The sequence below is a fragment of the Aquimarina sp. MMG016 genome, from assembly GCF_018100805.1.
GTDB lineage: Bacteria > Bacteroidota > Bacteroidia > Flavobacteriales > Flavobacteriaceae > Aquimarina.
This window is the reverse complement of the sequence record NZ_JAGJEA010000016.1, coordinates 64,879-89,487: the sequence shown is the minus strand read 5'-3', so window position 1 is coordinate 89,487 and position 24,609 is coordinate 64,879. Positions and strand designations below refer to the sequence as shown.

The window sequence follows — 24,609 nt, the reverse complement described above, 5'->3', positions numbered from 1 at the left end:
ATTACTCTTTATATACTTTTAATCATCAACAAAACAATCAAAATCAGCAAAATGAATAATAAAAAAATCATCAAATGGGGCATTATTGGATGTGGTAAAATTGCACATAAATTTGCAGAAGATTTAATTACTATACCCAATGCAAAACTGCAAGCTGTCGCTAGTAGAAATCTAGGAAAAGCAGAAGAATTTGGTCATACATATGAAACTTCAGCTTGTTACGGTAGTTATGAAGAATTGAGTAAAGATCCCAATATTGAAGTTGTTTACATAGCTACTCCTCACGTTTTCCATTACCAGAATACTTTGATGTGTATTCACCAAGGCAAAGCTGTGTTGTGTGAAAAACCCTTTGCTATGAACATAAAGCAGGTTGAAGAGATGATCGCTGTAGCAAAACAGAAAAAGGTTTTTCTTATGGAAGCACTTTGGACCTATTTCTTACCCCATTATCAGTATGCTTTAGATTTAATAACTTCTAAAGAGCTTGGCGATGTAAAAAACATAACTGCTGATTTTGGTTTTGACAGTACTTTTAATCCAGAAAGCAGATTGTTTAATAAAGACCTCGGTGGTGGAAGTTTATTAGATGTAGGCATTTATCCTCTATTTGCAGCTTTAAGTATTTTAGGATACCCAGATGATATAAAGGCCGAAGCTTTTTTTGGTAATACCGAAGTTGATGAAACCTGTACTATGGAGCTTCAATATAAAAACGGAACTACAGCCAGACTATTCAGTGCAATTACTCAAAAAACAGCAACTGAAGCTATTATAGAGCTAGAAAAAGGTACTATTGTGATCAATAGCCGTTTTCACGAACCTTCATCTGTCACTGTTATTAAAAATGATGTTTCAGAACTCAAAGAATTTATGGTAAGTACCAATGGATATAGTTTTGAAGCAATTCATGTACAAGAAATGTTACTTCAGAATAGAACGGAAAGTACTCTAATGACTTTTAGGAAGAGTTTACATCTTATTAAATTATTAGACACTGTTCGAGAAAGAATTGGATTGTATTATGATAATCATTAAAAACAAGAAACGCCCTGAATACTCAGAGCGTTTCCTAAATGATTTTTGTATATGTGTGTGAAAAAGAGTGTTTATTTTGCTCCCCACTCTGCAAGAGAGTCTTTGTTTAATTTAACATAGTCAGCATTTCCTGCTTCCTCTGCTAGTTTTAAAGATGTCTTAGCAGCTTTTATTGCCCCAGGCTTATCACCTGTTCCTGCATAAATTAAAGATTGTTGTCTATGATACCAGAATGCTGGCTTTTCACGCCCTGCGATTGCTTTATCAATATGCTTTTTAGCTTTATCGAATTCTTTTAGATCTTTATAAAATACTGCTGCTTGATAGTGATCATTTGGAGATGGTCCAGACATCACCTGTTTGATACTAGCCAAAGCTTTATCTTTAGAAGGAACTTCGATCTTTACTGCAGCTTCTATATTTGACCAAACAAAGTTAATTTTTGCAGAATCCATAGTAAAGTCACTAAACATAATAGTAAATGTCTCTACATTGAATGGTATCTCAGTTGCCTTAACTGTAGTTTTTGCAGCCACTTTAGCATCATCCCATTTTTGAGGAGTTCCCCAGTTTTCTGCATCACTATAGAAAATTACCTCCCAGTTTTCCTTACCTGGTTTAGTAAAAATAGCATATGTTCCTTTTTTAAGTTCTTTACCATCAACTTTTACATCATCTCCAAAAGTGATCTGAGTGTTTTTATTGGCTCCTGTTCTCCATAACTTATCATAAGGTACTAAGTTTCCAAAAATGGTTCTTCCTTTCATGCTCGGGCGAGAATATTCTATAGCGACATCTGTTAATCCAATCACTTGTTCTGCTTTTGCAAATGGACTAGGTTGTGGTACTTTTACTTGTGCTTCTATATTTAAAGATAATAGAGCTACAGAAAGAAATAAGACGATTTTTTTCATGGTGTTTAATTTAGTTAAGAATTGTTTTAGTAGTAAATTATGGAACGAAAATAAAGGATTACCTCTGTATTAAGAGTTAACAAAAACTTAAAATAAGTAATGTTATATTTGCCATCATCTTATGAAATTATGAAAAATTATATTTCAGAATGTATTGGAACTTTTAGCTTAGTATTCTGTGGCACGGGAGCTATGACAATTAATGAAATTACCGGTGGTGATGTGACTCATGTAGGGATTGCTATTACCTGGGGATTAATCGTAATGGCTATGATTTATGCCTTTGGCGAAATTTCCGGAGCACATTTTAATCCAGCGGTTACTATAGCTTTTGCCTATGCAAAAAAGTTTCAATGGAAAGAAGTTCCTAAATATCTATTTGCACAATGCATTGGAGCTATTGCGGCTAGTAGTATTATGCTTTTCTTATTCCCAGACAGTGAATACCTGGGAGGAACTTTACCTTCTTTTGACGCTTTAAGAGCATTCATACTAGAGTTACTACTCACCTATTTCTTAATGGTAGTAATTATTAATGTGTCCACTGGTTCTAAAGAGACAGGAACTATGGCTGGAATTGCTATTGGTGGGGTGGTCGCATTAGAAGCTATGTTTGCAGGTCCTATGACCAATGCTTCTATGAATCCGGCTAGATCATTAGGTCCCGCCCTATTATCTGGTCACTGGGAACATCAATGGCTATATTTTACAGCTCCGATTATTGGAGCCTTATTAGCAGTTCTTACCTGTAAACTCGTAAAGCCAGAAAATTGCTGTGACGATTGTTAGGGAAAATTCCACGAATTTCAGTATATTGATAGCCCCTTATTAATATGACTTTGTTATATATAGATGTAGTAATTCTGATTGTTTTACTGTATATAAATTACCGAAAGTATAAATTCTCTACAGAGTTTGGTATAAAACAAAATACTGGATTAGCAACAATTTTTGTAATTGTTGTCTTATATGGTATTTCTATACCAGCCTTTAGCACTATATTAGTGAAATTTAGTTTCTTAAAATCTGATTCTTCAGAGTTTTATCTCGCTTATAAAAAAGTGAGACTCCCTTTTTATTGGGTTCTAGGTATGATCCAATTCATATATTTAATATTTGTAAACCAAAAAGTTATACCAAAAAATTCCTAGAAAGCAATACTGTTGATTTTTTTCAGAATTGTTATTGCAAAACTTATCTTTTTTAACATATATTTATCATTGCATAAACCATTCCCCCTTATGGACGTATATTCTAATGAATTTTGTCAGATGGAATTGCATGATCGTTTTGTTATTGTAACCATGAACGAAAATGTAAATCTCACACTCACAGAAGCAACTATTTTAAGAGATAAGCTCAAAAAATATTATAATTCTAATCATTTTGTAATGATTAGTCATCGTAAGTATAAGCATAAAGTTTGTGACCAAGTATACAAACAAGGACAGTTACCTAATATGAAAGGCCTTGCTATAGTTTCTAGCGATGATAAAGAACGAGATCGCGCCATGATAGAACAGCAATTATATGGTAAGTCGTTTACTTTTTTTGAAGATCTTGAGGAAGCCAAATCTTGGGCTGAAGGATACTTTTAGCTTAAAAAATTATTTTTTGTTTAACAATTAACTGTTTTTAGTTAAACAAAATGATCGTACTTTTACTTCAAACTTTTAAAAAGTATGAAAATTTACACCCTAAAAGCAAAACAAAACCTTCCTATTTCTGTTGAAGATGCCTGGAATTTTCTATCTGATCCTAACAATTTAAAAACCATTACTCCTGATTATATGGGGTTCGAGATATTATCTGGAACGGACCGAGGTATGTATCCTGGTCAGATTATACAATATATAGTTACTCCCGTTGCCGGAATTAAAAATAAATGGGTCACAGAAATTACTCATGTAAGGGATAAGGAATATTTCGTCGATGAGCAGAGATATGGGCCTTATGCCCTTTGGCACCATAAACACTTTATCAAAGAAATTCCAGGTGGTGTGGAAATGGAAGATATCATAGACTATAAAGTACCTTTCGGAATATTGGGTCAATTAGTGCATCCAATTCTAGTAAAACCAAAACTCAAAGAAATTTTTCAATATCGAGAACAAAAATTAATTGAGTTATTTGGAGAATTTGAATCCAATATAAACCATCAAATTGTATTTGCTTAACTTTTAGAAAATGAGAAAAAATATACTCCTTATTGGTGGAAGCCATGGAATAGGCTTCGAAATAGCGTTAAAATTATATAGTGAACATAATATATATATAGCATCTCGTACATCGGAAAACCTGGGAAATCTCGAGGTTACTCATATAGATTACGATGCTTCAACGGATGAAATTGATACTTCTTTACTACCTGAGAAGATAGATGGATTTGTGTATTGTCCCGGAAGTATTAATTTAAAACCTTTCAAAATGCTTACTCCACAAGCTTTTGAAGATGATATGCAGATCAATTTTATGTTTTTGGTCAAAATCATTCATACTATTTTACCCAAACTAAAAAATGCTGAGCAAGCGAGCTTGATTTTCTTTAGTACTGTAGCTGTAAAAGTAGGGATGCCCTTTCATACCAGTATTGCAGCTGCTAAAGGAGCAATTGAAGGTTTTGCCAAAGCGTTGGCCGCAGAATATGCGCCTCAATTTAGGGTAAATGTCATTGCACCCTCTCTCACGGATACTCCTTTGGCAAAAAGATTATTAGGCAATGATAAAAAGAAAGAACTCATGAATAATCGTCATCCGTTGAAACGGGTTGGACAAGCTGAAGATATTGCTAATATTGCAAGGTTTTTATTAAGTGATGATAGTAGTTGGATTACCGGGCAAGTGATTGGTGTCGATGGAGGGATGTCAACGCTTAACGTAAATTAGAATGAATCAAAAAATTTCGATATTTTGGCTTAGAAGAGATTTACGATTAGATGATAACAAAGGATTATCTGAAGCCTTACAAAGTAAATATCCAGTACTTCCTATCTTTATTTTTGACAAAAACATCTTGGATCACCTTCCTAAAAATGATGCTAGAGTAACTTTTATTCATGAAACTCTTCAAAGCATAAGGAAAGAACTTCAAAAAAACTTTAAAAGTTCTTTGGCAATATTTTATGGTTCTCCCAAAATTATTTTTGATCAGCTTATATCAAAATATGATATCCAGGAAGTCTATACCAATCACGATTATGAACCTTATGCAAGGACTCGTGATGACAGGATCAAACAACTTCTGACTGAAAAAAATATAGATTTTTATACCTATAAAGATCAGGTTGTCTTCGAAAAAGATGAAATCCTAAAGGCAGATGGTAACCCATATGTAGTATACACTCCCTATAAAAATAGGTGGAAAGAAGTTTTTAAGGCTACAACACTAAAAATTCATAATACCAAAAGTCTATTAAGCAACCTTATTCAGGAAAACAATCTTCCCAACATTTCATTAGAAGAAATGGGGTTTACAACTTCATCTATTAAAGTTCCACAATATACTGTTACGCCAAACCTTATTCAGAATTATGAAGACACCAGAAATTTTCCTGCAGTAAAGAACGGAACTTCTCGTTTAGGGCCTCATTTACGATTTGGAACTGTGAGTATTCGCAAAATGATCCAAAAAGCTATTAACGAAGAAAATGAAGTATTTTGGTCGGAATTGATATGGCGAGAATTCTTTATGCAAATTCTTTGGCATTTTCCACATACCAAAGACAGATCCTTTAGACCAAAATATGATCGTATACAATGGCAAAATAATGAAAATGATTTCGAGCAATGGAAGAAAGGTGAAACTGGATACCCTTTGGTAGATGCAGGAATGCGAGAACTTAATGAAACCGGCTATATGCATAACCGCGTTCGAATGGTTGTCGCAAGCTTTCTTTGCAAACATTTATTGATCGATTGGCGTTGGGGAGAGGCATATTTTGCAGAAAAACTATTAGATTACGACCTGTCTGCTAATGTAGGCAATTGGCAATGGGCAGCAGGATCAGGCGTTGATGCAGCACCATATTTTAGAATATTTAATCCTACTACACAGATCACTAAATTTGACAAGCAGTTAGAATATATCAATACCTGGGTAAAAGATCTCAATGAACTCACCTACCCGAAACCTATAGTAGATCATAAAATGGCACGCGAACGATGTCTAAAAACCTATAAAGAAGCTGTGGCAATATGATCTTAACTTTTTCTTAAAACCAATGAATTGAAGTTTTTTGTAATTTCAAAACATCTTTACACATTAAATAACCTTATAAACTTCAATCCAATGAATACACAACAAGTAGCTGACCGCTTAGTAGAACTTTGCCGCTTAGGCGAAAACATGCAAGCACTTAACGAACTTTACGATACAAATGTCGTGAGCAAAGAAATGCCAGGTTATCCAACAGAACTTTGCAAAGGAAAAGATGAAGTTCTCAAGAAAAGCCAAGATTGGTTTGCTAGTGTCGAAGAATTTCACGGAAGTGAAATCTCAGATCCCATTGTAGCTGGAGATCACTTTTCTTGTAAAATGAAAATGGATTGTACTTTTAAAGGGCAAGGGCGTATGGAAATGGAAGAAGTGTGTGTTTACACAGTAAATAATGGCAAAATTACTGAAGAGCAATTCTTCTATAGTATGCCTAACTAGTATAATTTAAGTTCCAAAAAAATAGCGTTCCTGTCATTTCGTGCAAAGTCGAGAAATAGAGTCTTCCTCTTATTAATATATTTCTACAGCGTTCAATGTGACGGGTACTAGATTTAAGCTCTCTTTTCACAAAAACTTCAGCATCTGGTGTAAAGCAGGATTATGATTATCTTCTTTCCAGATAACCGACAATATAGCTTTTTGAGGTATTCTTGGTATTTCCAGAAACTTAACTCCCAGATCGAACCCGTGTTTCAGTGAAGTGGGAACGATGGCCACCCCCATCCCACTCTCCACAAGCTTATATATAGTCTGTGCATGAACGGATTTATGTGAAACCTTAGGAGTAAAACCTTTGTCCTCGCAAATACTCATGATTTTATCATAGTAAACAGAACTATAATCTGATGAAAATAGAATGAAATGTTCATCTGATACTTGCTTGATATTTTTGAAACTGCTTTGGTCTAAAGGGTATTCCTTCGGCAACACTAAAGAAAAGGAATCAATATGAACAGTTTTCATACACAAACCCTTTGGAACCCTAGCTAATCTAACGAATCCTAAATCCAATTGATCTTTCTCGATAGCTTCTACCTGTAAATGATTTGATAATTCCTCTAAACTGAATTGTATATTCGGATAGGTTTCATTAACTTTTACTAATAATTCAGGAATGACAGTTTGCATAGCTGAGCCCAAAAACCCAATACGAATTTCCCCATCACTACCTGCATTGATCAAATTAGTTTGTTTTATCGTAAAATCAATATGATTAAAGATATATTCAACTTCTTTTTTCAGGTATTTACCCGCTTCAGTTAGGTTAACATTACGTTTGTTTCTGGTAAAAAGTTTTGCACCTATAATCTCCTCCATTTGTTTGATCTGACGACTGAGCCCTGGTTGAGAGATAAAAAGCCGTTCTGCTGCTTTTCTAAAGTGTAGTTCTTCGGCTACAGCCAAAAAATAAGTAAAATGACGGAGTTCTAATTGATAACTCATAGTTATTAATTGATGATAAAATAAGTATTTCTAATTATCAAAAATACCGATTAATTTAGTGAGAACAAATTAGAAGCACATCCATGTCAGATACATCACATCATTTTTCATTCGGAGAAGATCATCTCACTGCAGGTATAGCTATACAAATTGCTCGTGGAGAGATTAAAGGCACTATTTCTGAAGCTTCACGAGAAAAGATCAGGAATAGCAGACAAATTGTAGAAAATATTGTCGAAAAAGGCCATCCTGTATATGGTATCAATACAGGATTTGGGCCATTATGCACTACAAAAATTTCTAAGGAAGAGACCAAAATATTACAGAGTAACATCCTACAAAGTCATAGTGTAGGTGTTGGAGAACCAATTGATACAGAAATTGCTAAACTGATGCTTATCCTAAAGCTTCAATCTTTAGCCAAGGGTTATTCCGGTATTGCCGAAAGTACTTTGGACCGTATTCTTTGGCATATTGACAATGATGCGATTCCTGTTGTGCCATGTCAAGGGTCTGTTGGAGCATCTGGGGATTTAGCACCACTCTCTCATCTTTTCTTACCATTAATTAGTTTAGGAAAAGTCGAATTTCAAGGTAAAACGATTACTACAGGAGAATTATTTAAGGCAACAAAATTACAATCTTTGGATTTAGGCCCTAAAGAAGGTTTAGCACTGATCAACGGCACACAATTCATCGCCGCCCACGCTGTAAAAGTGGTTGAAAAGCTACAAAGCTGTTTATCACAAGCTGATATTATTGGAGCCATGATGATCGAAGGCTTACAGGGTTCAGTAAAACCGTTTTACAAAGAATTACACGCATTAAGACCTTTTAAAGGCAATATCCATGTAGCATCCAGAGTAAAATCATTACTCAAAGGCTCTGAAATTATGGAAGACCATATCGATTGTGATCGTGTACAAGATCCATATTCATTACGTTGTATCCCGCAAGTTCATGGAGCATCTAGAAATGCTTGGTTACATCTTAAAGAACTACTTGAAGTAGAATTAAACTCCGTAACCGATAATCCAATCATCATTAACGAAGACCTTACGATTAGTGGAGGAAGTTTTCACGGGCAACCATTGGCTATGGCGATTGACTACGCTTGTCTGGCTGCTTCAGAAGTTGGTAATATTTCTGATCGTCGTATTTACTTAGCTTTAGAAGGAAACTCGCCAGGAGTACCCAAACTATTGATGGAAGATACCGGGATCAACTCCGGATATATGATTTTGCAATATACTACCGCAGCGTTAGCTAGCGAAAATAAAGGACTTTGTTTTCCTTCGAGTGCCGATAGTATTCCAACTTCTTTAGGACAGGAAGACCATGTAAGTATGGGCTCTATTGGTGGTAGAAAAGCATTGAGAGTGATTGAAAATGTAGAAAAAATTTTAGCTATTGAATTATTAACCGCTGCACAAGCCTTTGAATTTAGAAAACCTCTTAAATCAGGACCAATTCTGGATGAAATATATAAGCTTCTAAGAAAAGAAGTTCCATTTGCCAGTAAAGACCGCGTATTTGCTGATGATATTGAAAAAGGAATCAAAATCATTCAAAACAAAATCATTATAGATATCACTAATAATGTAATCAAAAAGAAAAACTTAACACTGGAAACTCAGTTTTCTAATGAATTTGAAATATATTAATCATATTCCTTTTGTTATTGCGACGTCTATCCACCTAAAGAGGGTAAACCGGAATCATAATCCAATATACATATGAAAGAATACAAACTAATCGGTCCCATCACACAATTAATCTCTTTGTCTAATACTCCTGTCAAAGGCGCTTTAAAAGATGAAGATTTAATCATTATCAAAGATGCGGGTATTCTTATGCATAGGGAACAAATTCATGCTGTCGGAAAATTCTCTGAACTGAAAGATAAAACCGAAGTATTAGATGCAGAAATTCATGAACTAAAAGCCGATTATGTCGCGACACCCGGATTTATAGATTGCCATACCCATATTTGCTTTGCAGGTTCAAGAGCCAGGGATTATGCTATGCGCAATTCTGGTAAAACCTATCTGGAAATTGCCAAAGCCGGTGGCGGAATTTGGGAAACAGTGACCAAAACTCGAGAAGCTACTATTGAACAATTGATTCATAGTACTACAAAACGAGCTAATCAATTACTCAAAAATGGTATCACTACTATTGAAGTAAAAAGTGGTTATGGTCTTTCTGTAGAAGAAGAACTCAAAATGCTTAGATCCATTAAGGAAACTGATCTTAACATTGAAGCAGACTTGATCGCAACCTGCCTTGCAGGTCATATGTTACCCAAAGATTATGATGGTAATCATACCAAGTATTTAACAGAAATAAGCGAGCAACTCTTTCCAATTCTAAAAACCGAAGGTTTAACCAATAGAATTGATGCTTTTATCGAGCAAAGCGCTTTTACCGCAGAACATATTTACCCCTATTTCCATAAAGCAAAAGATATGGGGTTTGATATTACTGTACACGCAGATCAGTTTAGTACCAGCGGTAGCGAAGTTGCAGTTAATGTTGGAGCCATTAGCGCTGATCACCTTGAAGCTAGTACAGAACGAGAAATTAATCTTTTAGCCAAAAGCGATGTGGTATCTGTGGCATTACCAGGAGCATCAATTGGACTAGGGTGTGCTTTTACGCCAGCCAGAAAAATTCTGGATGCAGGAGGAGCTTTAGCCATTGCTAGTGATTGGAATCCTGGTTCAGCGCCAATGGGAGATTTATTAACGCAAGCTTGTATACTCGGAACTTTTGAAAAATTAAGCAATGCAGAAATAATAGCTGGATTGACATCCAGAGCTGCAATGGCACTAAATTTAACAGACCGAGGGACGTTGACTTCCGGGAAATTAGCAGATTTCAACTTGTTTCAAACCAATGATTTTAATGAAATCTGGTATCATCAAGGTAAATTAACACCCTCTCATGTTTGGAAACGAGGAGATTTAATATATACAAAACAATAATAACTCAACTGTATTCTCGAACGGAGTCGAGAGACAAGTGGATAAGACTTTAATCACATTTAAACTCCGCTCAATGTGACTATAAAATAGAGATAATGGCATCATTCAAGCAACAAGTAGTACAAGGTATACCAAAACAGCTCCCCGAAAAGAAAGCTTTTGACCCCAATATTAGCCGAGCACCAAAACGTAAGCAAATTTTAACTCCTGAAGAAAAAAAACTGGCCGTTCGTAATGCGTTGCGATACTTTCCGAAGGAATGGCATAAAGAACTTGCTAAAGAATTCCTGGAAGAACTCAATGAATTTGGGCGTATCTATATGTATCGATTTATGCCGGATTACAAAATGATGGCTCGCCCTATTAGCGAGTATCCTAATAGATCATGTCAGGCTGCAGGAATTATGTTGATGATCCAGAATAATCTGGATCCAGCAGTAGCACAACATCCGTATGAGCTAATCACCTATGGTGGAAACGGAGCCGTTTTTCAGAACTGGGCTCAATATCTGTTGACCATGCGCTATCTGGCGACAATGACAGATGAACAAACCTTGCACATGTATTCTGGACATCCGATGGGTTTATTTCCTTCCTCAATAGATGCTCCTAGAGTCGTGGTGACAAATGGAATGATGATTCCAAATTACTCCAAACCGGATGATTGGGAAAAATTCAATGCTCTGGGAGTTACGCAATATGGACAAATGACTGCAGGAAGTTATATGTATATCGGCCCACAAGGAATTGTTCACGGAACCACCATTACTGTGATGAATGCCTTTAGAAAAACACTACAAAAAGATCAAAAACCTGCCGGAAAAGTATTTCTAACCTCTGGTTTAGGAGGAATGAGTGGCGCGCAACCCAAAGCAGGCAATATAGCTGGCTGTATTACTGTTTGCGCCGAAGTAAATCCTCGGGCAGCACAAAAGCGTTATGACCAGGGCTGGGTAGATGAAATTATTAGTAACATCAAAACCCTGATTGAGCGAGTTAGAAAAGCAATTCAGCATAAAGAAATAGTTTCTATAGCCTATCAGGGCAATGTGGTCGATGTATGGGAGCAATTCTACGAAGAAGAAATTCATATCACTCTAGGGTCTGATCAAACTTCATTACACAATCCTTGGTCTGGTGGATATTATCCAGTGGGTTTAAGCTACGAAGAGTCTAATGAAATGATTGCCAATAATCCTAATGCCTTTAAAGGCAAGGTTCAGGAATCGTTGCGTAGACAAGCTAATGCAATTAACAAACATACATCCAGAGGCACCTATTTCTTTGACTATGGTAATGCATTTTTGCTGGAAGCTTCCCGAGCAGGAGCGGATATTATGTCTAAAAATGGTATTGACTTCAGATATTCGTCATATGTGCAGGATATTCTGGGTCCTATGTGCTTTGATTACGGATTTGGCCCATTTCGCTGGGTTTGCACATCTGGTAAACCGGAAGACCTTAATAAAACCGATCAAATTGCTTTAAAAGTGATGAGAATTATCAAACAAACTGCACCGACTGAAATCCAACAACAAATGCAGGATAACATTACCTGGATTGAAGAAGCAAATCAGAATAAGCTAGTTGTAGGCTCTCAAGCTAGAATTCTATATGCAGATGCCGAAGGAAGGATAAAAATCGCTCAGGCGTTTAATAAAGCTATTCAGGAAGGTAGAATATCAGCTCCTGTTGTATTAGGAAGAGATCACCATGATGTAAGCGGAACAGATTCTCCTTATCGCGAAACTAGTAATATCTATGATGGCAGTAAATTTACCGCAGATATGGCAATCCATAATGTGATTGGTGATAGTTTTAGAGGAGCTACCTGGGTTTCTATTCATAATGGCGGAGGTGTTGGATGGGGAGAAGTAATTAATGGTGGTTTTGGATTATTATTGGATGGTACTGATGAGGCTTCGACTCGATTAGAGCGAATGTTATTTTATGATGTAAATAATGGAATCTCTAGAAGAAGCTGGGCACGAAATGATGAAGCGCTATTTGCGATTAAACGAGAAATGGAAAGAACCCCTCAACTGAAAGTTACTTTACCGAATATGGTGGAGGAAGATTTACTTAATGATATTTTTAAATGATACACCTACCCCTATCAAGAGTTAAAAATATTTAGTATTCTCTCTTGAGAAGAATAGAATTTCAACTCAGCTTTGCTGGGTGAGAAATTCTTGGGTTTGTAATAGAAAAAAGACCAATATAATATGGCAAATTACCAAAAACCAAACGCAGCGATCTGGACTGGACACCAATCAGATAGCCAACTGTACTTCCATGAAAAAATTAAGTGTATTGACCTGGAAAATGATATTTTGCCTAAAGACAAAAAAAAGAGGTTTGGCCTCTTGGGATATGCTTGTGATGAAGGAGTTAAAAGAAATCTGGGAAGAGTTGGCACGGCCGAAGGTCCAAATTCGATCAGAAGAATGTTAACTCCGCTATCAAATCACCTGAAAAATGACATAGAAATCATCGATTTTGGAGATATTACAAGTGTAACTTCCGATTTAGAATTAACCCAAAGTATAACTTTAGATAAAATATCATATTTATCTGGAAATAAAATATTTAATATAATTTTAGGAGGAGGTCACGATTTAGGTTTTGCTCACTTTAATGGTTTACAAAAAGTGTATCCAAACCAAACTATAGGAATCATTAATTTGGATGCACATTTTGACCTTAGAGAAGTAGAAAAAGAACCGAATTCCGGTACTCCTTTTTATCAGATAGCAGAACAACAGAACGATCGTTTCAAATATCTTTGCCTTGGTATTCAAAAGGTTTCTAACAACAAAAAACTATACGAAACAGCCAAAAAACTAGGGGTACAATTCATCGAAAATACCGAATTTAAACTTCAAAATTTCACCTCAATTTCTAACCAGATTCAATCTTTTATCAATACCGTTGATCTCATTTATCTCACGATTGACATGGATGGATTTTCTTCAGCTTACGCACCTGGAGTAAGCGCTCCTTCCCCACTCGGATTTAACCCAGATATAGCCATTAAAACAATCAAATTAATTTGCGAATCCAACAAACTTATCAGTGCTGATATTGTAGAACTTAATCCCAAATATGATATAGACAACTGCACAGCTAGGCTAGCAGCAAGATTGGTTTATTTTTTAATTGAAGAACTATCTTAATAAAAAATGTATTTTTAACCTCTAAACCTTATTTAACAAGCAAATGAAAAAGGCTTTAGCCCTCTTCATATTTATGATTAATAACTGTATCTCTTTCTCTCAACAAAACGAAACAAGATATATAAGCGAGCATTTCTCTTTTAAAGAAGGCTCAACAGAATATCTTTTTGGAAACAACGTCAAACTCAGATCAGAACCTAACACAACTTCAAAAGCTATAGATTTACTCTCCATTGGTAGCAAAATCGTGATTCTTTCAAAAGAAGAGGAATTTATGCAGTTTGAAGGATTAAAATCACACTGGTATAAAGTCAACTATAAAGACAAAATTGGCTACATACTAGGAGCCTTGATTGCCTCTAAGAAGCTTAGCTATAATGACGTTAACTTTTATTTCAATATAAAAAAAGACGCAGAGAATTTACAAATCAAAATAAGAAATCTTCAGAAAGGTAAAAATTATATCGAAGCTAATTTCAATTTAATAGGACGAGAATTTGAAGCTAAACTATCCAACAACAAGGGTATTTCAGAAGTTTCCAATATTATTACTATTGATTATCTATCTGAAGCTTGCGGTATACAAGGAGGAAAATCATATGTGTTTTGGGATGGAACTCAATTTCATCATGTAGCGGATTTATCACAAATTTCCGAGGCTGGTATTTTCTATTTTTCAGAAGAATTTATCTTTCCTGATGAAGAAAATGGTGTGCCGGGAAAAGTTTATTACGTAAAAGAACAAGGAGAAACAATAGACGAAACTACAGGTTGGACAAAAACAACTATCGAGAAAAAAGAATTTTCTTGGAGTCAAAATAAACTAACCCCTTCTTTACGAACAAAATAGATAAATCCATGGAACAAATCGCAATTACACTTATCTATATTCACGCTTTTTTTGGTGGTATCGGCTTGTTAACTGGCTTGATAAGTATCATGAGTAAAAAAGGTAGGTTTTACCACCGCAAAAGTGGGAAAGTATTTTCTATCACCATGCTTATTAGCGCTTCAATTGCGATCCCTATTACTATTATGCCTAATCATGAAAACCTACTACTAAACCTACTCTCTATTTTTACGATCTACCTGGTGATTTCAGGAAATCGGGTGTTGGTATTTAAGAAGCAACACACACTCGGAGCTATAGATATTCTTGTCACCAGCATTATGGGTTTAGTTTTTATCGGAATGATTGCTATTGGCATATATTATAAAATAAACAACATACCAAAAGGCATACTGTTTTTCTTTTTTGGAGGATTTGGAATCTTAGCCAGCATTAGAGATATTAAGCTTTACAAAACCTTTAAAACCAATCCAACAGCATACCTTTCTAATCATTTAGCCAAAATGTCCGGAGCATTCGGAGCAGCAGTTACCGCTTTTCTACTAGCCGCATTGAATTCGAGCACTTTATGGGTTTGGCTCACCCCTTCTATCTTAACCTTTACTTTTGTAACTTTTTGGAGAAGAAAGATTGCAAAAGCATAGGCACTGTTACATTTCGAGCACAGTATCGTCTTATTATCAAAACCACTTCTAAATGACTTTTAGAACTATTTTTGAGCGTACTATTCGTTACTTTGTAGCCTTTTTCATCTTTATTTATGGAGCTGCAAAACCACTTCAGTTTGGAACAAAAGAAAATCTACCTGACATCCCTGTAAGTGAAATGACAGGAATGGAGTTAATGTGGTCTTTTTTCGGATACTCTACAGAACTACCTATTATTATTGGAATTCTACAAGTAAGTGGTTCATTACTGTTATTATTTTCCAGAACCAAAATTATCGGAATACTACTTTTACTACCTATAATGGCAAACATTGTGTTGTTTGATCTGTTCTACCAGGTTCACAGAGGTGCTACTATTAACGCAATAGTATTTCTAGTAATTCTTATTGGTCTTTTGTTTTTTGAAAAACAAAAATTACTACAGGTTTTCAAAATCATTACTTCAAAAGAAAAGAAAAACCCAAAAGCTATTCAGCTTTTCTTTATTTGCGCAACTCTAGCCGCTACATTGTTTTTCATATACACCCTGATACTTCAGAAACAAACCTAACACTAAAGAGGCTTAAAATCACATAAGTTAAAGCATAAATAAAAAAAAAAGGATTACCCACTACAGCAATCCCTTTCTGGTACCTAAACCATATAACTAAACTCAATTACTTATTATCTGCGCATAGCGTACTTAGACGCTCTCGGAAGTTCTCTTATAAAACTAAAAACTGTTCTGAAATTCATTTCTAATGTAGAATAAAGCTGACTCATGATTGTGATATTTTAGGATTAACTGATACTAATATACACACTTATCAACAAAATAACAAATAAAATGTTGATTTAATGTTAATAATTTGTTGAAATAATTAATAAAATCGTTTAAATACACAAATTTTGATATATAAAAAATATTACGACAGAAAATACTTATTTTAATTGTTAATAACTATGTTAATAAGTGCAGAAAACACAATAAAATCAAGGGGTTTCATGATTTAGTTTTTATAAAGAAATAGCCAAAAACATCACTTTTATACGGTTTTAAAGGCTTTTGAAGCCTGTTTTGGGGTTATACACAATTGTTTACATGCTATTCACATACATATCAAGATCTTTTCAACAGATATGTTATAAGGTTTCCTTACATTGTTATTATGAAAACAGCTACGGTAAAAGAATTGAAAACAGAATTAGGGTATCGATCGCGTGATGAGCTTGTAGATATTTGCCTACGCCTATCTCGATTTAAAAAAGAAAATAAAGAATTACTTACCTATTTGCTGTTTGAATCCACCCATGAAGAAGGATATATTATAGGGGTAAAAGAAGAAATCGACGAACAATTCGAACTTATTAACACCTCCTCCTATTACTTTATTAAGAAAAGTGTTCGTAAGATTCTGAGAATGATAAAAAAGTATATCCGTTATTCTAAAAACAAAGAAACTGAAGTAGAACTATTACTATATTTTTGTCAAAAGCTAAAAGACTTTAAACCATCAATTAAAAATAATACTGTACTGCTCAATATCTACTATAGGGAGATTAATAGCATCAAAAAGAAGGTTAGCACCTTACACGAAGATCTGCAATATGATTATCTGTTAGAATTAGAATCTTTACTGGGATAGAAAGCACTTAATCCCAACTCAACTAGGTATGGTATAAAAATATAGATCGCCATAATGGCGATCTATATTTTTAATTTATGTGTTGTTATAGATATTACTCTTGTGGAATACGCTCATCTATAAGTTTTAGTGCCGAATCACCCATAAGCTCTATCATATCCAGAATATCTCGTATACTTTGCTCTTCTTCCATTTGTTCCTCTACAAACCACTGTAGAAAGTTTTCTGTACCAAAGTCATTTACCTTTCTGCATTTTGCCACAATCTTATAAATAGATTGAGTAACAGAAATCTCTTGTTGTAGTGCTAACTCAAAAACTTCTTTTAATGTAGCATACTCATGAGATATATTAGAAACATCGGGAGAATGTGCCGCACCACCACTATCATTAATGAATTTAAAGATTTTCATCATATGTTCTCTTTCTTCTACAGACTGTCTGTAAAAAAAAGAAGCACTTCTACTCAATCCGCGTTGATCACACCAAGAAGCCATTGCTAAATATACAGATGATGAATGTTGTTCTTTGGCTATTTGTTGATTAAGCATATCCATAACCTCCAGATTAATGCTTATTTGTTGTCTTGCTATATTTTCCATAGTGTGAATTTTTATCCTAATTATAAAATTAAGGAAAATAAGACGTTAAAAAGGGTCGGGGATGTAATTTATAGACAGTCTAAATCTACACTAAATTAAGCAGCAAGAGCAGCATTCAATTCCATCATAGCAAAAGTACCTTGGATCAGCTCAGTAAAGTCTAAAACCTGCAAAGTATCTAATACAACTATATGTTCCTTATCACAAAACGTCAATAAGGTTACATCACAATGATTTAGCATATATTCTAAATGCTCGGGAGAAGACAATTGTTTCGCTTTATAACGCAAACTAAGTAATTGACAGAAAGAAACCTTAACCTTTTTGTGGCCAAAGTCTATATAAAAACACCTATGTGCTTTAGATTGATAGGATGTATAATATTTTGAGGTAAAAAGTAATTCCATATTCCGGATGCGAAACTAATTCTTATTTAGATTTATTCCAAATATTATGTCGATTTTCTATCCAAAACCTATCCTATGAGTGATTTAATATCTACAATTTAAGTGCCGATTACTATAATCTATCCTGTATCCAGGTAGTTATAGTATCCAAAAACTTTTCTTTTTCAAGATCATTATGCAGCTCATGATATCCATTATCAAACAATACCAGATCAGCTAAGTCTGCTTTTTCAGAGTATTCTTGAGTAGCCTTATAATCAATTATCCTATCCCCTGTTCCGTGAAGTAGCAACACAGGTTTTTCTAATGTCGAAGCGTTCTCAATTGCCCAAAACCCAGCTTCTATGACCGGAAAAGAAAAATTAGGACTAATCCTATCATGAATCAGAGGGTCATTTTTATATTTCTCTACCTCTTCCGGTATTCTGGATATCGCTTCTACCTCCAGTTCCGAAGGAAGCGTAACCGAAGGGGCTATTTTTTGCAACAGTTTACCCAAGGTCATTTTCCATACCGGGGGTTGAAATGCTAGACGCAAAAACGGACTAGTCAACACTGCACCTGTAATATCCGGTTTGTTTCTCAGCACATAGTTAATTACCAAATTACCCCCCATACTATGCCCATATAGAAACACAGGGACATTCTTAGCGAGGTTTTTTGTTTTTGTAAGCATAATATCCAAAACCTCCAAAAGCGATGTATAACCCGGGCAATGCCCTCTTTTACCGCTACTTTTACCGTGACCAAAATTATCATAGGTAATTACTCCTATATGTTTTGCCAGCAGCTCCGGGATTACATAGTCTTTATAACGAGATGAATACTCACCCATCCCGTGTACTAATAAAACTATCGCTTTATAATCATTAGGCAACCAGTACTGCTCAAAAAGTTGATGTTTTTTATACTCAAAAAAGAATTCTTGATGTTGCATAGTTTAAATATACTATTTTATATTTCCTCGCAGTTCTTGCAAGAAGGAATATATAAATTACCTTAGTAATTCTATCAACAAACTAGATGTAATTAGATTAGAGTATGAAAATTTTCGACATTGATTCCAAAGAATGTATTGAGTTTGTCAATAAATATAATTCAAAAGAAAAATTTATTAATGACTTTAAATCTAAATTCACGCATATATTATCTTTTCATTCTACAAAATTATCACAAGAAGAATTAGAGCAGGTATCTGTTCAAGGTTTAATTTGTGCATCTCTAAAATTATATCGTGAAAAAGCGATATCAAGATTTATTCATGAAAATGACAAAGATATTATCAAAGAAAAAATTATAAATTCTATTGATTTATTTTTAAAAGAAACGACTCCGTACACGATTGGTGAAATTAATTTTGGATTAATCAAAGAAAGTTTACTTAAAGAATATCATTATCTAAAATTTGGTTCTGAGGCAATATTGGGTTTGGCTTCAAAGCTCAGAAAAGAGATAGGTATTAACTTTAGAACAAGAATGATCAACTATGGAAAACCATACATAATTTCGGTAAATATACCCTTAGAAAAAACTGAAACTATATGGATAGAAAATATTTTCGAATACTTAAACGAAAATGGTTTGGAAGCTTCTTTAGTTTATAAGTATAACATACCAAAAGAGTTAATCACTAATATAAAAGAAGAAAAGGAACCTTTTGATGTGAGAGGATATGAATATTGTTAAAAGAAAATAGGTAACTATTATAATAACTAATATTGTTTAAAATATCTATCTTAACGAAAATCAATTTTTGTGTTAAAACAACTCTTAACTTATTTCTATGAGAACCCAAAGAGACTTTTCTTAATAGATGGAATTGGAGCGATAGTATCCGCTTTTTTACTAGGGATTGTTTTGGTCAAATTGGAGAGTTTTTTTGGAATCCCAATATCAATGCTGTATGTACTTGCATCGTTACCAGTTTTTTTTGCCATTTATGATTTGTACAGTTACCAAAAAGATAATGATAAATTAACTGGATTGTTAAAAGGAATCGCAATCATGAACTTACTCTATTGTAAGCTATCCATTGGATTGACAATTTTTCATTATCAGAAAATAACGCATTGGGGTTGGACTTATATTATAGTAGAAGTTTTAATTATTATTATACTTGCTATTATTGAATTAAAGGTAGCAAAAGAACTAAACACTACAATTCGACAACGTCAATAAGTATTAATAAACCAATAAATCTATATAGTTTAGATTTTTAACCTTCAAGGTTTTACAAATACGAAACCTACTCCTCAAACATCAAAGAAATAAACTCTGCTACACAGGCAGGTTTTTCTACTCCTTCTATTTCTACGGTACAATTACAGGTAACTTTTATTCCATTTTCAGCGTAATCTTCAATCTTAGCAATACTGCTATGTAATCGTACTCGGCTACCAGCCATGACAGGGTGAGGAAAACGTACTTTATTCAGTCCGTAGTTGACTCCCATTGCAAAACTCTCAACCTTCATAACATCCATCAACATCTTAGATATCAACGATATAGACATAAATCCGTGGGCAATGGGTTTCTTAAAAGGAGATTCTTTTTTGATACGTTCCAAATCCACATGTACCCATTGGAAATCTTGTGTGGCTTCTGCAAACGCGTTAATCATCTCCTGGGTAACGGTTAACCACTCTCCTACTGGAAGTGATTTCCCTTCGTGGGTTCTAAACTCTTTAAAGTTTTTGCAAATTAGTTGGTTCATAGTTTTATTTTTTATTAACCTATATCACACTGAGCTTCCACCCCAGACTGACAACAATATTTTACTTTGTGCTTATAACTCTTTTCCGTAGCTAAAACACCTCTAGCCCCTACTTCTACAGAGCTCAGCACAGGTCTAAAGAGGGGAACAACTTGCGACTCACATACTCACCTCTCAAAAACTCACATACTAGCACACTCAAAGCCTACCTCGAGATTCCTCCATCTATCGTAAGGCAAATACCCGACACATACGAAGCTTCATCGGATGCCAGATATAGATAACCATACGCAATATCCATTGGTGTAGCAGCTTTTTTAAGTGGTATCTGTGATTTGATTCCGTCCAGATGTTCTTTCGGGATCTGTTCCGTCATTTCGGTTAAGGTAAAACCTGGTGCCAAGGCATTCGCAGTAATTCCGTATTTACCGAGTTCCATCGTCCAGGTTTTAGACATCGCAATCACTCCAGCTTTGGTCGCCGAGTAATTCGTTTGTCCGAAATTACCTCGTAATCCTACATTAGAAGCCGCAGAAACAATCCTACCGTAACCAGCTTCTTTCATATACATAGAAACTATTTGTGTGCATAAGAAAACACCTTTGAGATTGACATTAATCACCGCATCCCATTCTTCTTCACTCATCTTATGCAATGTTCGGTCTTTAGTGATTCCTGCATTATTAATCAGAATATCAATTTTACCATATTTGCTATGAATTCTTTTAGCTTCAGCCTCAATCGCAGCTTTATCTGTCACCGAAATCTTGGTAAATTCTGCGGCATTACCTTTTGCAGTGATTCCTTTAGCGGTTTCTTCTCCTTCTGGTAATAAATCCCAAATGACTACTGATGCTCCTTCCTGAGCAAATAATTCTGAAACGGCTTTGCCAATACCTCGGGCTCCTCCAGTGATAATGGCTACTTTATCTTTTAATCTCATAATTTGTTTATTAGAAGCTGATTATGTTTTCATTAAACCAAAGCTGTCACGCCCATCGGAGTCGAGGTACAATTTAAACAAGATGTCCCTCGACTTCGCTCGGGAAAACAGAAAGAGAGATTCAACAATAATCAATCTTTTTTTTATCCTCTATTCAATTTTATTTTCTACGAACACTCAATCACCACTTTCCCTCTCACTTTTCTCTCCATCATTTCCTCTAAGGCGTCAGGGGCTTCATCCAGAGGGTATATTTTATGAATATGTGGTTTTAGTTTTCCTTCTCCATACCACTGCATCAGTTGCATCGTATTTTCCATATTCTTTTTAGGCATTTTCATCGCAAAACTACCCCAGAACACCCCTACAATCGAACTACCCTTTAATAATGCCAGATTCAAAGGAATCTTAGGAATATCACCTGCAGCAAAACCAACGACGAGATAACGGCCTTCCCAAGCCATTCCACGAATAGCAAATTCAGAATAAGGACCTCCTACAGGATCATACGCTACATCTACTCCTTTGCCATCTGTTAACTCTTTGATTCTGGATCGTAGATCTTCTGCCGTATAGTTGATCACCTCATCGGCTCCGTACTCCTTACATAGTTGTAGTTTTTCATCAGAAGATGCCGCAGCAATTACTTTGGCACCCATCAGCTTTCCTAATTCTACAGCAGCTAATCCTACTCCACCCGAAGCACCTAAAACCAATAGCGTTTCTCCTTCTTGCAGTTTTGCTCTGTCTTTTAATGCGTGGTATGATGTTCCATACGCCATCATAAAAGAAGCCGCCACCGGAAAATCCATCATCGGTGGTTTTTGGAAACAAGCATTCCCTGGAACAACTACTTCTTCAGCATAACCGCCGTGCATCACAAATCCAAAAACTTCATCGCCCGGTTTTACGTGTTTAATCCCAGATCCAACCTCTTTTACCACTCCAGCAATATCACTACCGGGTGTAAATGGCAAATTCGGTTTAAACTGATACAATCCCTGGATAATCAATGTATCTGGAAAATTGACTCCACAGGCTTTGACCGTAACGATAACTTCTTTGTCTTTAGGTTTTGGGTTTTTGACTTCATCAAGTATTAAACTCGATGGTGGTCCGAATTCTTTACAGATTATTGCTTTCATGGTTAGTTTGTGAGTTTTTGAGTATGTGAGTTCTTTAGTATTTCAGTATTTAAATATTTGAGTTAACTAATTGTGCTTACTATTCAATAACCTTCAAGACTAGTTTACCCATTTTATCCCCTGAGAATAGGCGCAAAAATGTTTCGTGAAAGTTTTCGATACCTTCATAAATATCCTCCTTGGTTTTTAGTTTACCGGTAGCAATCCAACCTCCCATTTCCATGGCGGCCTTACCATAGTCTTTGGCATAATCCATTACCACCATACCTTGCATCGTTGCTCGATTCACTAATAGCGACAAGTAATTTTTAGGACCTACTACATCATTCATATTATTATACTGCGAGATAGCTCCACAAATCACGATTCGTGCGTGCATTCGTAACCTAGATAAAGCAGCATCCAGGATTTCTCCACCGACATTATCAAAATACACATCGATTCCTTTAGGACATTCACGTTTTAATGCTTCATAAATATCTTCAGACTTATAATCTATGGCAGCATCAAAACCTAATTCGTCTACCACATACTTACATTTTTCCGAGCCTCCAGCAATTCCTACAACACGACAGCCTTTGATCTTTGCAATTTGGCCAACTACGCTACCTACAGCTCCTGCTGCTCCGGAAACGAGAACAATATCTCCTTCTTTAATCTTTCCTACTTCTAGTATACCAAAGTAAGCCGTCATACCAGGCATTCCCAAGGTTCCTATGTATAATGGCAATGGTGCTATGTTTGGGTCCACTGGGTACCAATTTGCACCATCTGTTACTGTATACTGCTGTACACCTCCCCAACCAGTCAGAAAATCACCTTCTTTATATTTTGGGTGATTAGATTTCATCACTTTTCCAATGGAGCCGGCACGCATTACGTCGCCAAGTTCTACAGGTTCTATATAGGATTTACCTTCTCGCATCCATCCACGCATTGCGGGATCTAAAGAAATGTAATGATGCTGAACTAGGACTTCTCCTTCTCCGGGCTCTGGAATTGGGTTATTCTGTAATTCCCAAGTATTGGAGTCAGGTAATCCTTCCGGCCGATTTTTTAAGATGATTTGCTTATTCATTATTGTGTTTTTTTTTATATCTAAAAAATTTAATTCGTTTTTATTTCTTCTGAAGGCTATCTACAAAAGCCTTCATCTTTGCTCTTATTTCGGGCTTCCACCAAAGTGCTATGGCTTGTTCTAGATCTACTGTCGGATCAGTTTCCATACAATCTAACCACGGTTTACGTAGTTTATACTTCGTATTTTTAAAAATTTCCTCATCCGCCCGGAGATACTGTTTCATTTTAGCTTCAGCTTTAGGTAAAACCTCATCAAGGACACACACTTCATTTACCAAACTAGAATTCAGAGCTTCCTTAGTGTTTAATAATTTTCCATCTAAAAGATACTGATTTGCTAAACCTTCTCCTAACCAAAAAGCATATCCTCGGATCAGATTACTCGAAATCTGAATATTCACAGCCACTTCATTCAATCCTATGGTATATTTTTCGCCTTCTGCCATAATACGATAGTCTGATGTGATGGCAATAACACAACCTCCTGCAGGAGAATGACCGGTGATCGCACTAATCATAGGTTTAGTAAACTTAGCTAACTGGATATACATTCCTCCAAAATCATTGAAGAATTCTTTCATCTTTAGTTCATCATAACTAAATAATTCAATTACATCCAATCCAGCTGAAAAGAAATGAGGAATTCCGGTAATGATTACTCCTTTTACTGAATCATCCCCTTCCAGATCAGTAAAAGCTTGTCGAATCTCTTTGGTCATCTGGTGATTAATAGCATTGACTTTTCCTCTATTCAGTTTAACAATCGCGTAATTATGCTTTCTTTCTATATGAACTGTTTGCAT

27 protein-coding genes are annotated in these 24,609 nt (G+C 35.3%); 17 read left to right on the top strand and 10 right to left on the bottom strand.

Features of this window, described 5'->3' with window-relative positions; translation table 11 throughout:
- The first annotated feature begins 51 nt into the window (after nucleotides 1–51).
- Nucleotides 52–1,038, top strand: coding sequence for a Gfo/Idh/MocA family oxidoreductase (locus J8M14_RS21085; protein WP_211076807.1), 987 nt, complete (start codon nucleotides 52–54; stop codon nucleotides 1,036–1,038).
- A gap of 71 nt (nucleotides 1,039–1,109) precedes the next feature.
- Here the strand turns inward: J8M14_RS21085 and J8M14_RS21080 are convergent, their stop codons facing one another.
- A complete protein-coding gene (locus tag J8M14_RS21080; protein WP_211076806.1) occupies nucleotides 1,110–1,952 on the bottom strand; it encodes a DUF2911 domain-containing protein in 843 nt (280 codons plus the stop codon).
- A gap of 129 nt (nucleotides 1,953–2,081) precedes the next feature.
- Between J8M14_RS21080 and J8M14_RS21075 the strand changes: the two genes are divergently transcribed.
- The 6 genes from J8M14_RS21075 to J8M14_RS21050 all read left to right on the top strand — a co-directional run bounded on the left by J8M14_RS21075 (nucleotide 2,082) and on the right by J8M14_RS21050 (nucleotide 6,606).
- On the top strand, nucleotides 2,082–2,741 hold the full coding sequence (locus J8M14_RS21075; protein ID WP_211076805.1) for an MIP family channel protein: 660 nt from the start codon (nucleotides 2,082–2,084) through the stop codon (nucleotides 2,739–2,741).
- A 452-nt stretch (nucleotides 2,742–3,193) separates the two neighbouring features.
- A complete protein-coding gene (locus tag J8M14_RS21070; RefSeq protein ID WP_211076804.1) occupies nucleotides 3,194–3,550 on the top strand; it encodes a hypothetical protein in 357 nt (118 codons plus the stop codon).
- An 84-nt stretch (nucleotides 3,551–3,634) separates the two neighbouring features.
- A complete protein-coding gene (locus tag J8M14_RS21065; protein WP_211076803.1) occupies nucleotides 3,635–4,129 on the top strand; it encodes an SRPBCC family protein in 495 nt (164 codons plus the stop codon).
- A 10-nt stretch (nucleotides 4,130–4,139) separates the two neighbouring features.
- Complete coding sequence (locus tag J8M14_RS21060; protein WP_211076802.1) at nucleotides 4,140–4,838, top strand: SDR family oxidoreductase; 699 nt, start codon at nucleotides 4,140–4,142, stop codon at nucleotides 4,836–4,838.
- Nucleotide 4,839: 1 nt separating this feature from the next.
- On the top strand, nucleotides 4,840–6,150 hold the full coding sequence (locus J8M14_RS21055) for a deoxyribodipyrimidine photo-lyase (RefSeq protein WP_211076801.1): 1,311 nt from the start codon (nucleotides 4,840–4,842) through the stop codon (nucleotides 6,148–6,150).
- A gap of 90 nt (nucleotides 6,151–6,240) precedes the next feature.
- Complete coding sequence (locus J8M14_RS21050) at nucleotides 6,241–6,606, top strand: SnoaL-like domain-containing protein (protein WP_211076800.1); 366 nt, start codon at nucleotides 6,241–6,243, stop codon at nucleotides 6,604–6,606.
- Nucleotides 6,607–6,732: 126 nt separating this feature from the next.
- Here the strand turns inward: J8M14_RS21050 and J8M14_RS21045 are convergent, their stop codons facing one another.
- A complete protein-coding gene (locus J8M14_RS21045; protein ID WP_211076799.1) occupies nucleotides 6,733–7,611 on the bottom strand; it encodes a LysR family transcriptional regulator in 879 nt (292 codons plus the stop codon).
- A gap of 83 nt (nucleotides 7,612–7,694) precedes the next feature.
- Here J8M14_RS21045 and hutH point away from each other — a divergent pair, with 83 nt between their 5' ends.
- From hutH to J8M14_RS21005, 8 genes are all read left to right on the top strand, one after another.
- Nucleotides 7,695–9,275, top strand: coding sequence for a histidine ammonia-lyase (hutH, locus tag J8M14_RS21040; protein WP_211076798.1), 1,581 nt, complete (start codon nucleotides 7,695–7,697; stop codon nucleotides 9,273–9,275).
- 72 nt (nucleotides 9,276–9,347) lie between these two features.
- Nucleotides 9,348–10,598, top strand: coding sequence for an imidazolonepropionase (gene hutI, locus J8M14_RS21035; protein ID WP_211076797.1), 1,251 nt, complete (start codon nucleotides 9,348–9,350; stop codon nucleotides 10,596–10,598).
- Nucleotides 10,599–10,693: 95 nt separating this feature from the next.
- Nucleotides 10,694–12,700 carry a urocanate hydratase gene (locus J8M14_RS21030; RefSeq protein WP_211076796.1) on the top strand — a complete coding sequence of 669 codons (2,007 nt, stop codon included), beginning with the start codon at nucleotides 10,694–10,696 and terminating at the stop codon, nucleotides 12,698–12,700.
- A 123-nt stretch (nucleotides 12,701–12,823) separates the two neighbouring features.
- Nucleotides 12,824–13,774 (top strand): formimidoylglutamase, encoded by a 951-nt coding sequence (hutG, locus tag J8M14_RS21025; RefSeq protein WP_211076795.1) that lies wholly within the window; start codon nucleotides 12,824–12,826, stop codon nucleotides 13,772–13,774.
- Between the two features lie 43 nt (nucleotides 13,775–13,817).
- A complete protein-coding gene (locus tag J8M14_RS21020) occupies nucleotides 13,818–14,624 on the top strand; it encodes an SH3 domain-containing protein (protein WP_211076794.1) in 807 nt (268 codons plus the stop codon).
- Nucleotides 14,625–14,632: 8 nt separating this feature from the next.
- Nucleotides 14,633–15,268, top strand: coding sequence for a hypothetical protein (locus tag J8M14_RS21015; RefSeq protein WP_211076793.1), 636 nt, complete (start codon nucleotides 14,633–14,635; stop codon nucleotides 15,266–15,268).
- Nucleotides 15,269–15,320: 52 nt separating this feature from the next.
- Nucleotides 15,321–15,842, top strand: a complete 522-nt coding sequence (locus tag J8M14_RS21010) for a hypothetical protein (RefSeq protein ID WP_211076792.1) — start codon at nucleotides 15,321–15,323, stop codon at nucleotides 15,840–15,842.
- Nucleotides 15,843–16,440: 598 nt separating this feature from the next.
- Nucleotides 16,441–16,917: a hypothetical protein gene (locus J8M14_RS21005; protein WP_211076791.1), complete on the top strand. Its 477-nt coding sequence runs from the start codon at nucleotides 16,441–16,443 to the stop codon at nucleotides 16,915–16,917.
- A 94-nt stretch (nucleotides 16,918–17,011) separates the two neighbouring features.
- On the opposite strand, the gene J8M14_RS21000 is transcribed toward J8M14_RS21005, so the two are convergent.
- The 3 genes from J8M14_RS21000 to J8M14_RS20990 form a co-directional block, all read right to left on the bottom strand.
- Entirely contained in the window at nucleotides 17,012–17,518 is a 507-nt protein-coding gene (locus tag J8M14_RS21000; protein WP_211076790.1) for a ferritin, read from the bottom strand.
- A gap of 95 nt (nucleotides 17,519–17,613) precedes the next feature.
- On the bottom strand, nucleotides 17,614–17,925 hold the full coding sequence (locus J8M14_RS20995) for a hypothetical protein (RefSeq protein ID WP_211076789.1): 312 nt from the start codon (nucleotides 17,923–17,925) through the stop codon (nucleotides 17,614–17,616).
- 112 nt (nucleotides 17,926–18,037) lie between these two features.
- On the bottom strand, nucleotides 18,038–18,862 hold the full coding sequence (locus J8M14_RS20990) for an alpha/beta hydrolase (RefSeq protein WP_211076788.1): 825 nt from the start codon (nucleotides 18,860–18,862) through the stop codon (nucleotides 18,038–18,040).
- Between the two features lie 104 nt (nucleotides 18,863–18,966).
- Here J8M14_RS20990 and J8M14_RS20985 point away from each other — a divergent pair, with 104 nt between their 5' ends.
- Entirely contained in the window at nucleotides 18,967–19,611 is a 645-nt protein-coding gene (locus tag J8M14_RS20985; RefSeq protein ID WP_211076787.1) for a hypothetical protein, read from the top strand.
- Between the two features lie 69 nt (nucleotides 19,612–19,680).
- Nucleotides 19,681–20,103, top strand: a complete 423-nt coding sequence (locus J8M14_RS20980) for a hypothetical protein (protein WP_211076786.1) — start codon at nucleotides 19,681–19,683, stop codon at nucleotides 20,101–20,103.
- A 67-nt stretch (nucleotides 20,104–20,170) separates the two neighbouring features.
- Here J8M14_RS20980 and J8M14_RS20975 read toward each other — a convergent pair whose 3' ends face one another.
- From J8M14_RS20975 to J8M14_RS20955, 5 genes are all read right to left on the bottom strand, one after another.
- Nucleotides 20,171–20,638, bottom strand: coding sequence for a MaoC family dehydratase (locus J8M14_RS20975; protein ID WP_211076785.1), 468 nt, complete (start codon nucleotides 20,636–20,638; stop codon nucleotides 20,171–20,173).
- Between the two features lie 205 nt (nucleotides 20,639–20,843).
- Nucleotides 20,844–21,581 (bottom strand): 3-oxoacyl-ACP reductase FabG, encoded by a 738-nt coding sequence (gene fabG, locus J8M14_RS20970; protein ID WP_211076784.1) that lies wholly within the window; start codon nucleotides 21,579–21,581, stop codon nucleotides 20,844–20,846.
- A gap of 167 nt (nucleotides 21,582–21,748) precedes the next feature.
- Nucleotides 21,749–22,726, bottom strand: a complete 978-nt coding sequence (locus tag J8M14_RS20965) for an NADPH:quinone oxidoreductase family protein (protein WP_211076783.1) — start codon at nucleotides 22,724–22,726, stop codon at nucleotides 21,749–21,751.
- 79 nt (nucleotides 22,727–22,805) lie between these two features.
- Nucleotides 22,806–23,807, bottom strand: coding sequence for an NADP-dependent oxidoreductase (locus tag J8M14_RS20960; protein ID WP_211076838.1), 1,002 nt, complete (start codon nucleotides 23,805–23,807; stop codon nucleotides 22,806–22,808).
- A gap of 37 nt (nucleotides 23,808–23,844) precedes the next feature.
- Nucleotides 23,845–24,609, bottom strand: coding sequence for an enoyl-CoA hydratase/isomerase family protein (locus J8M14_RS20955; protein ID WP_211076782.1), 765 nt, complete (start codon nucleotides 24,607–24,609; stop codon nucleotides 23,845–23,847).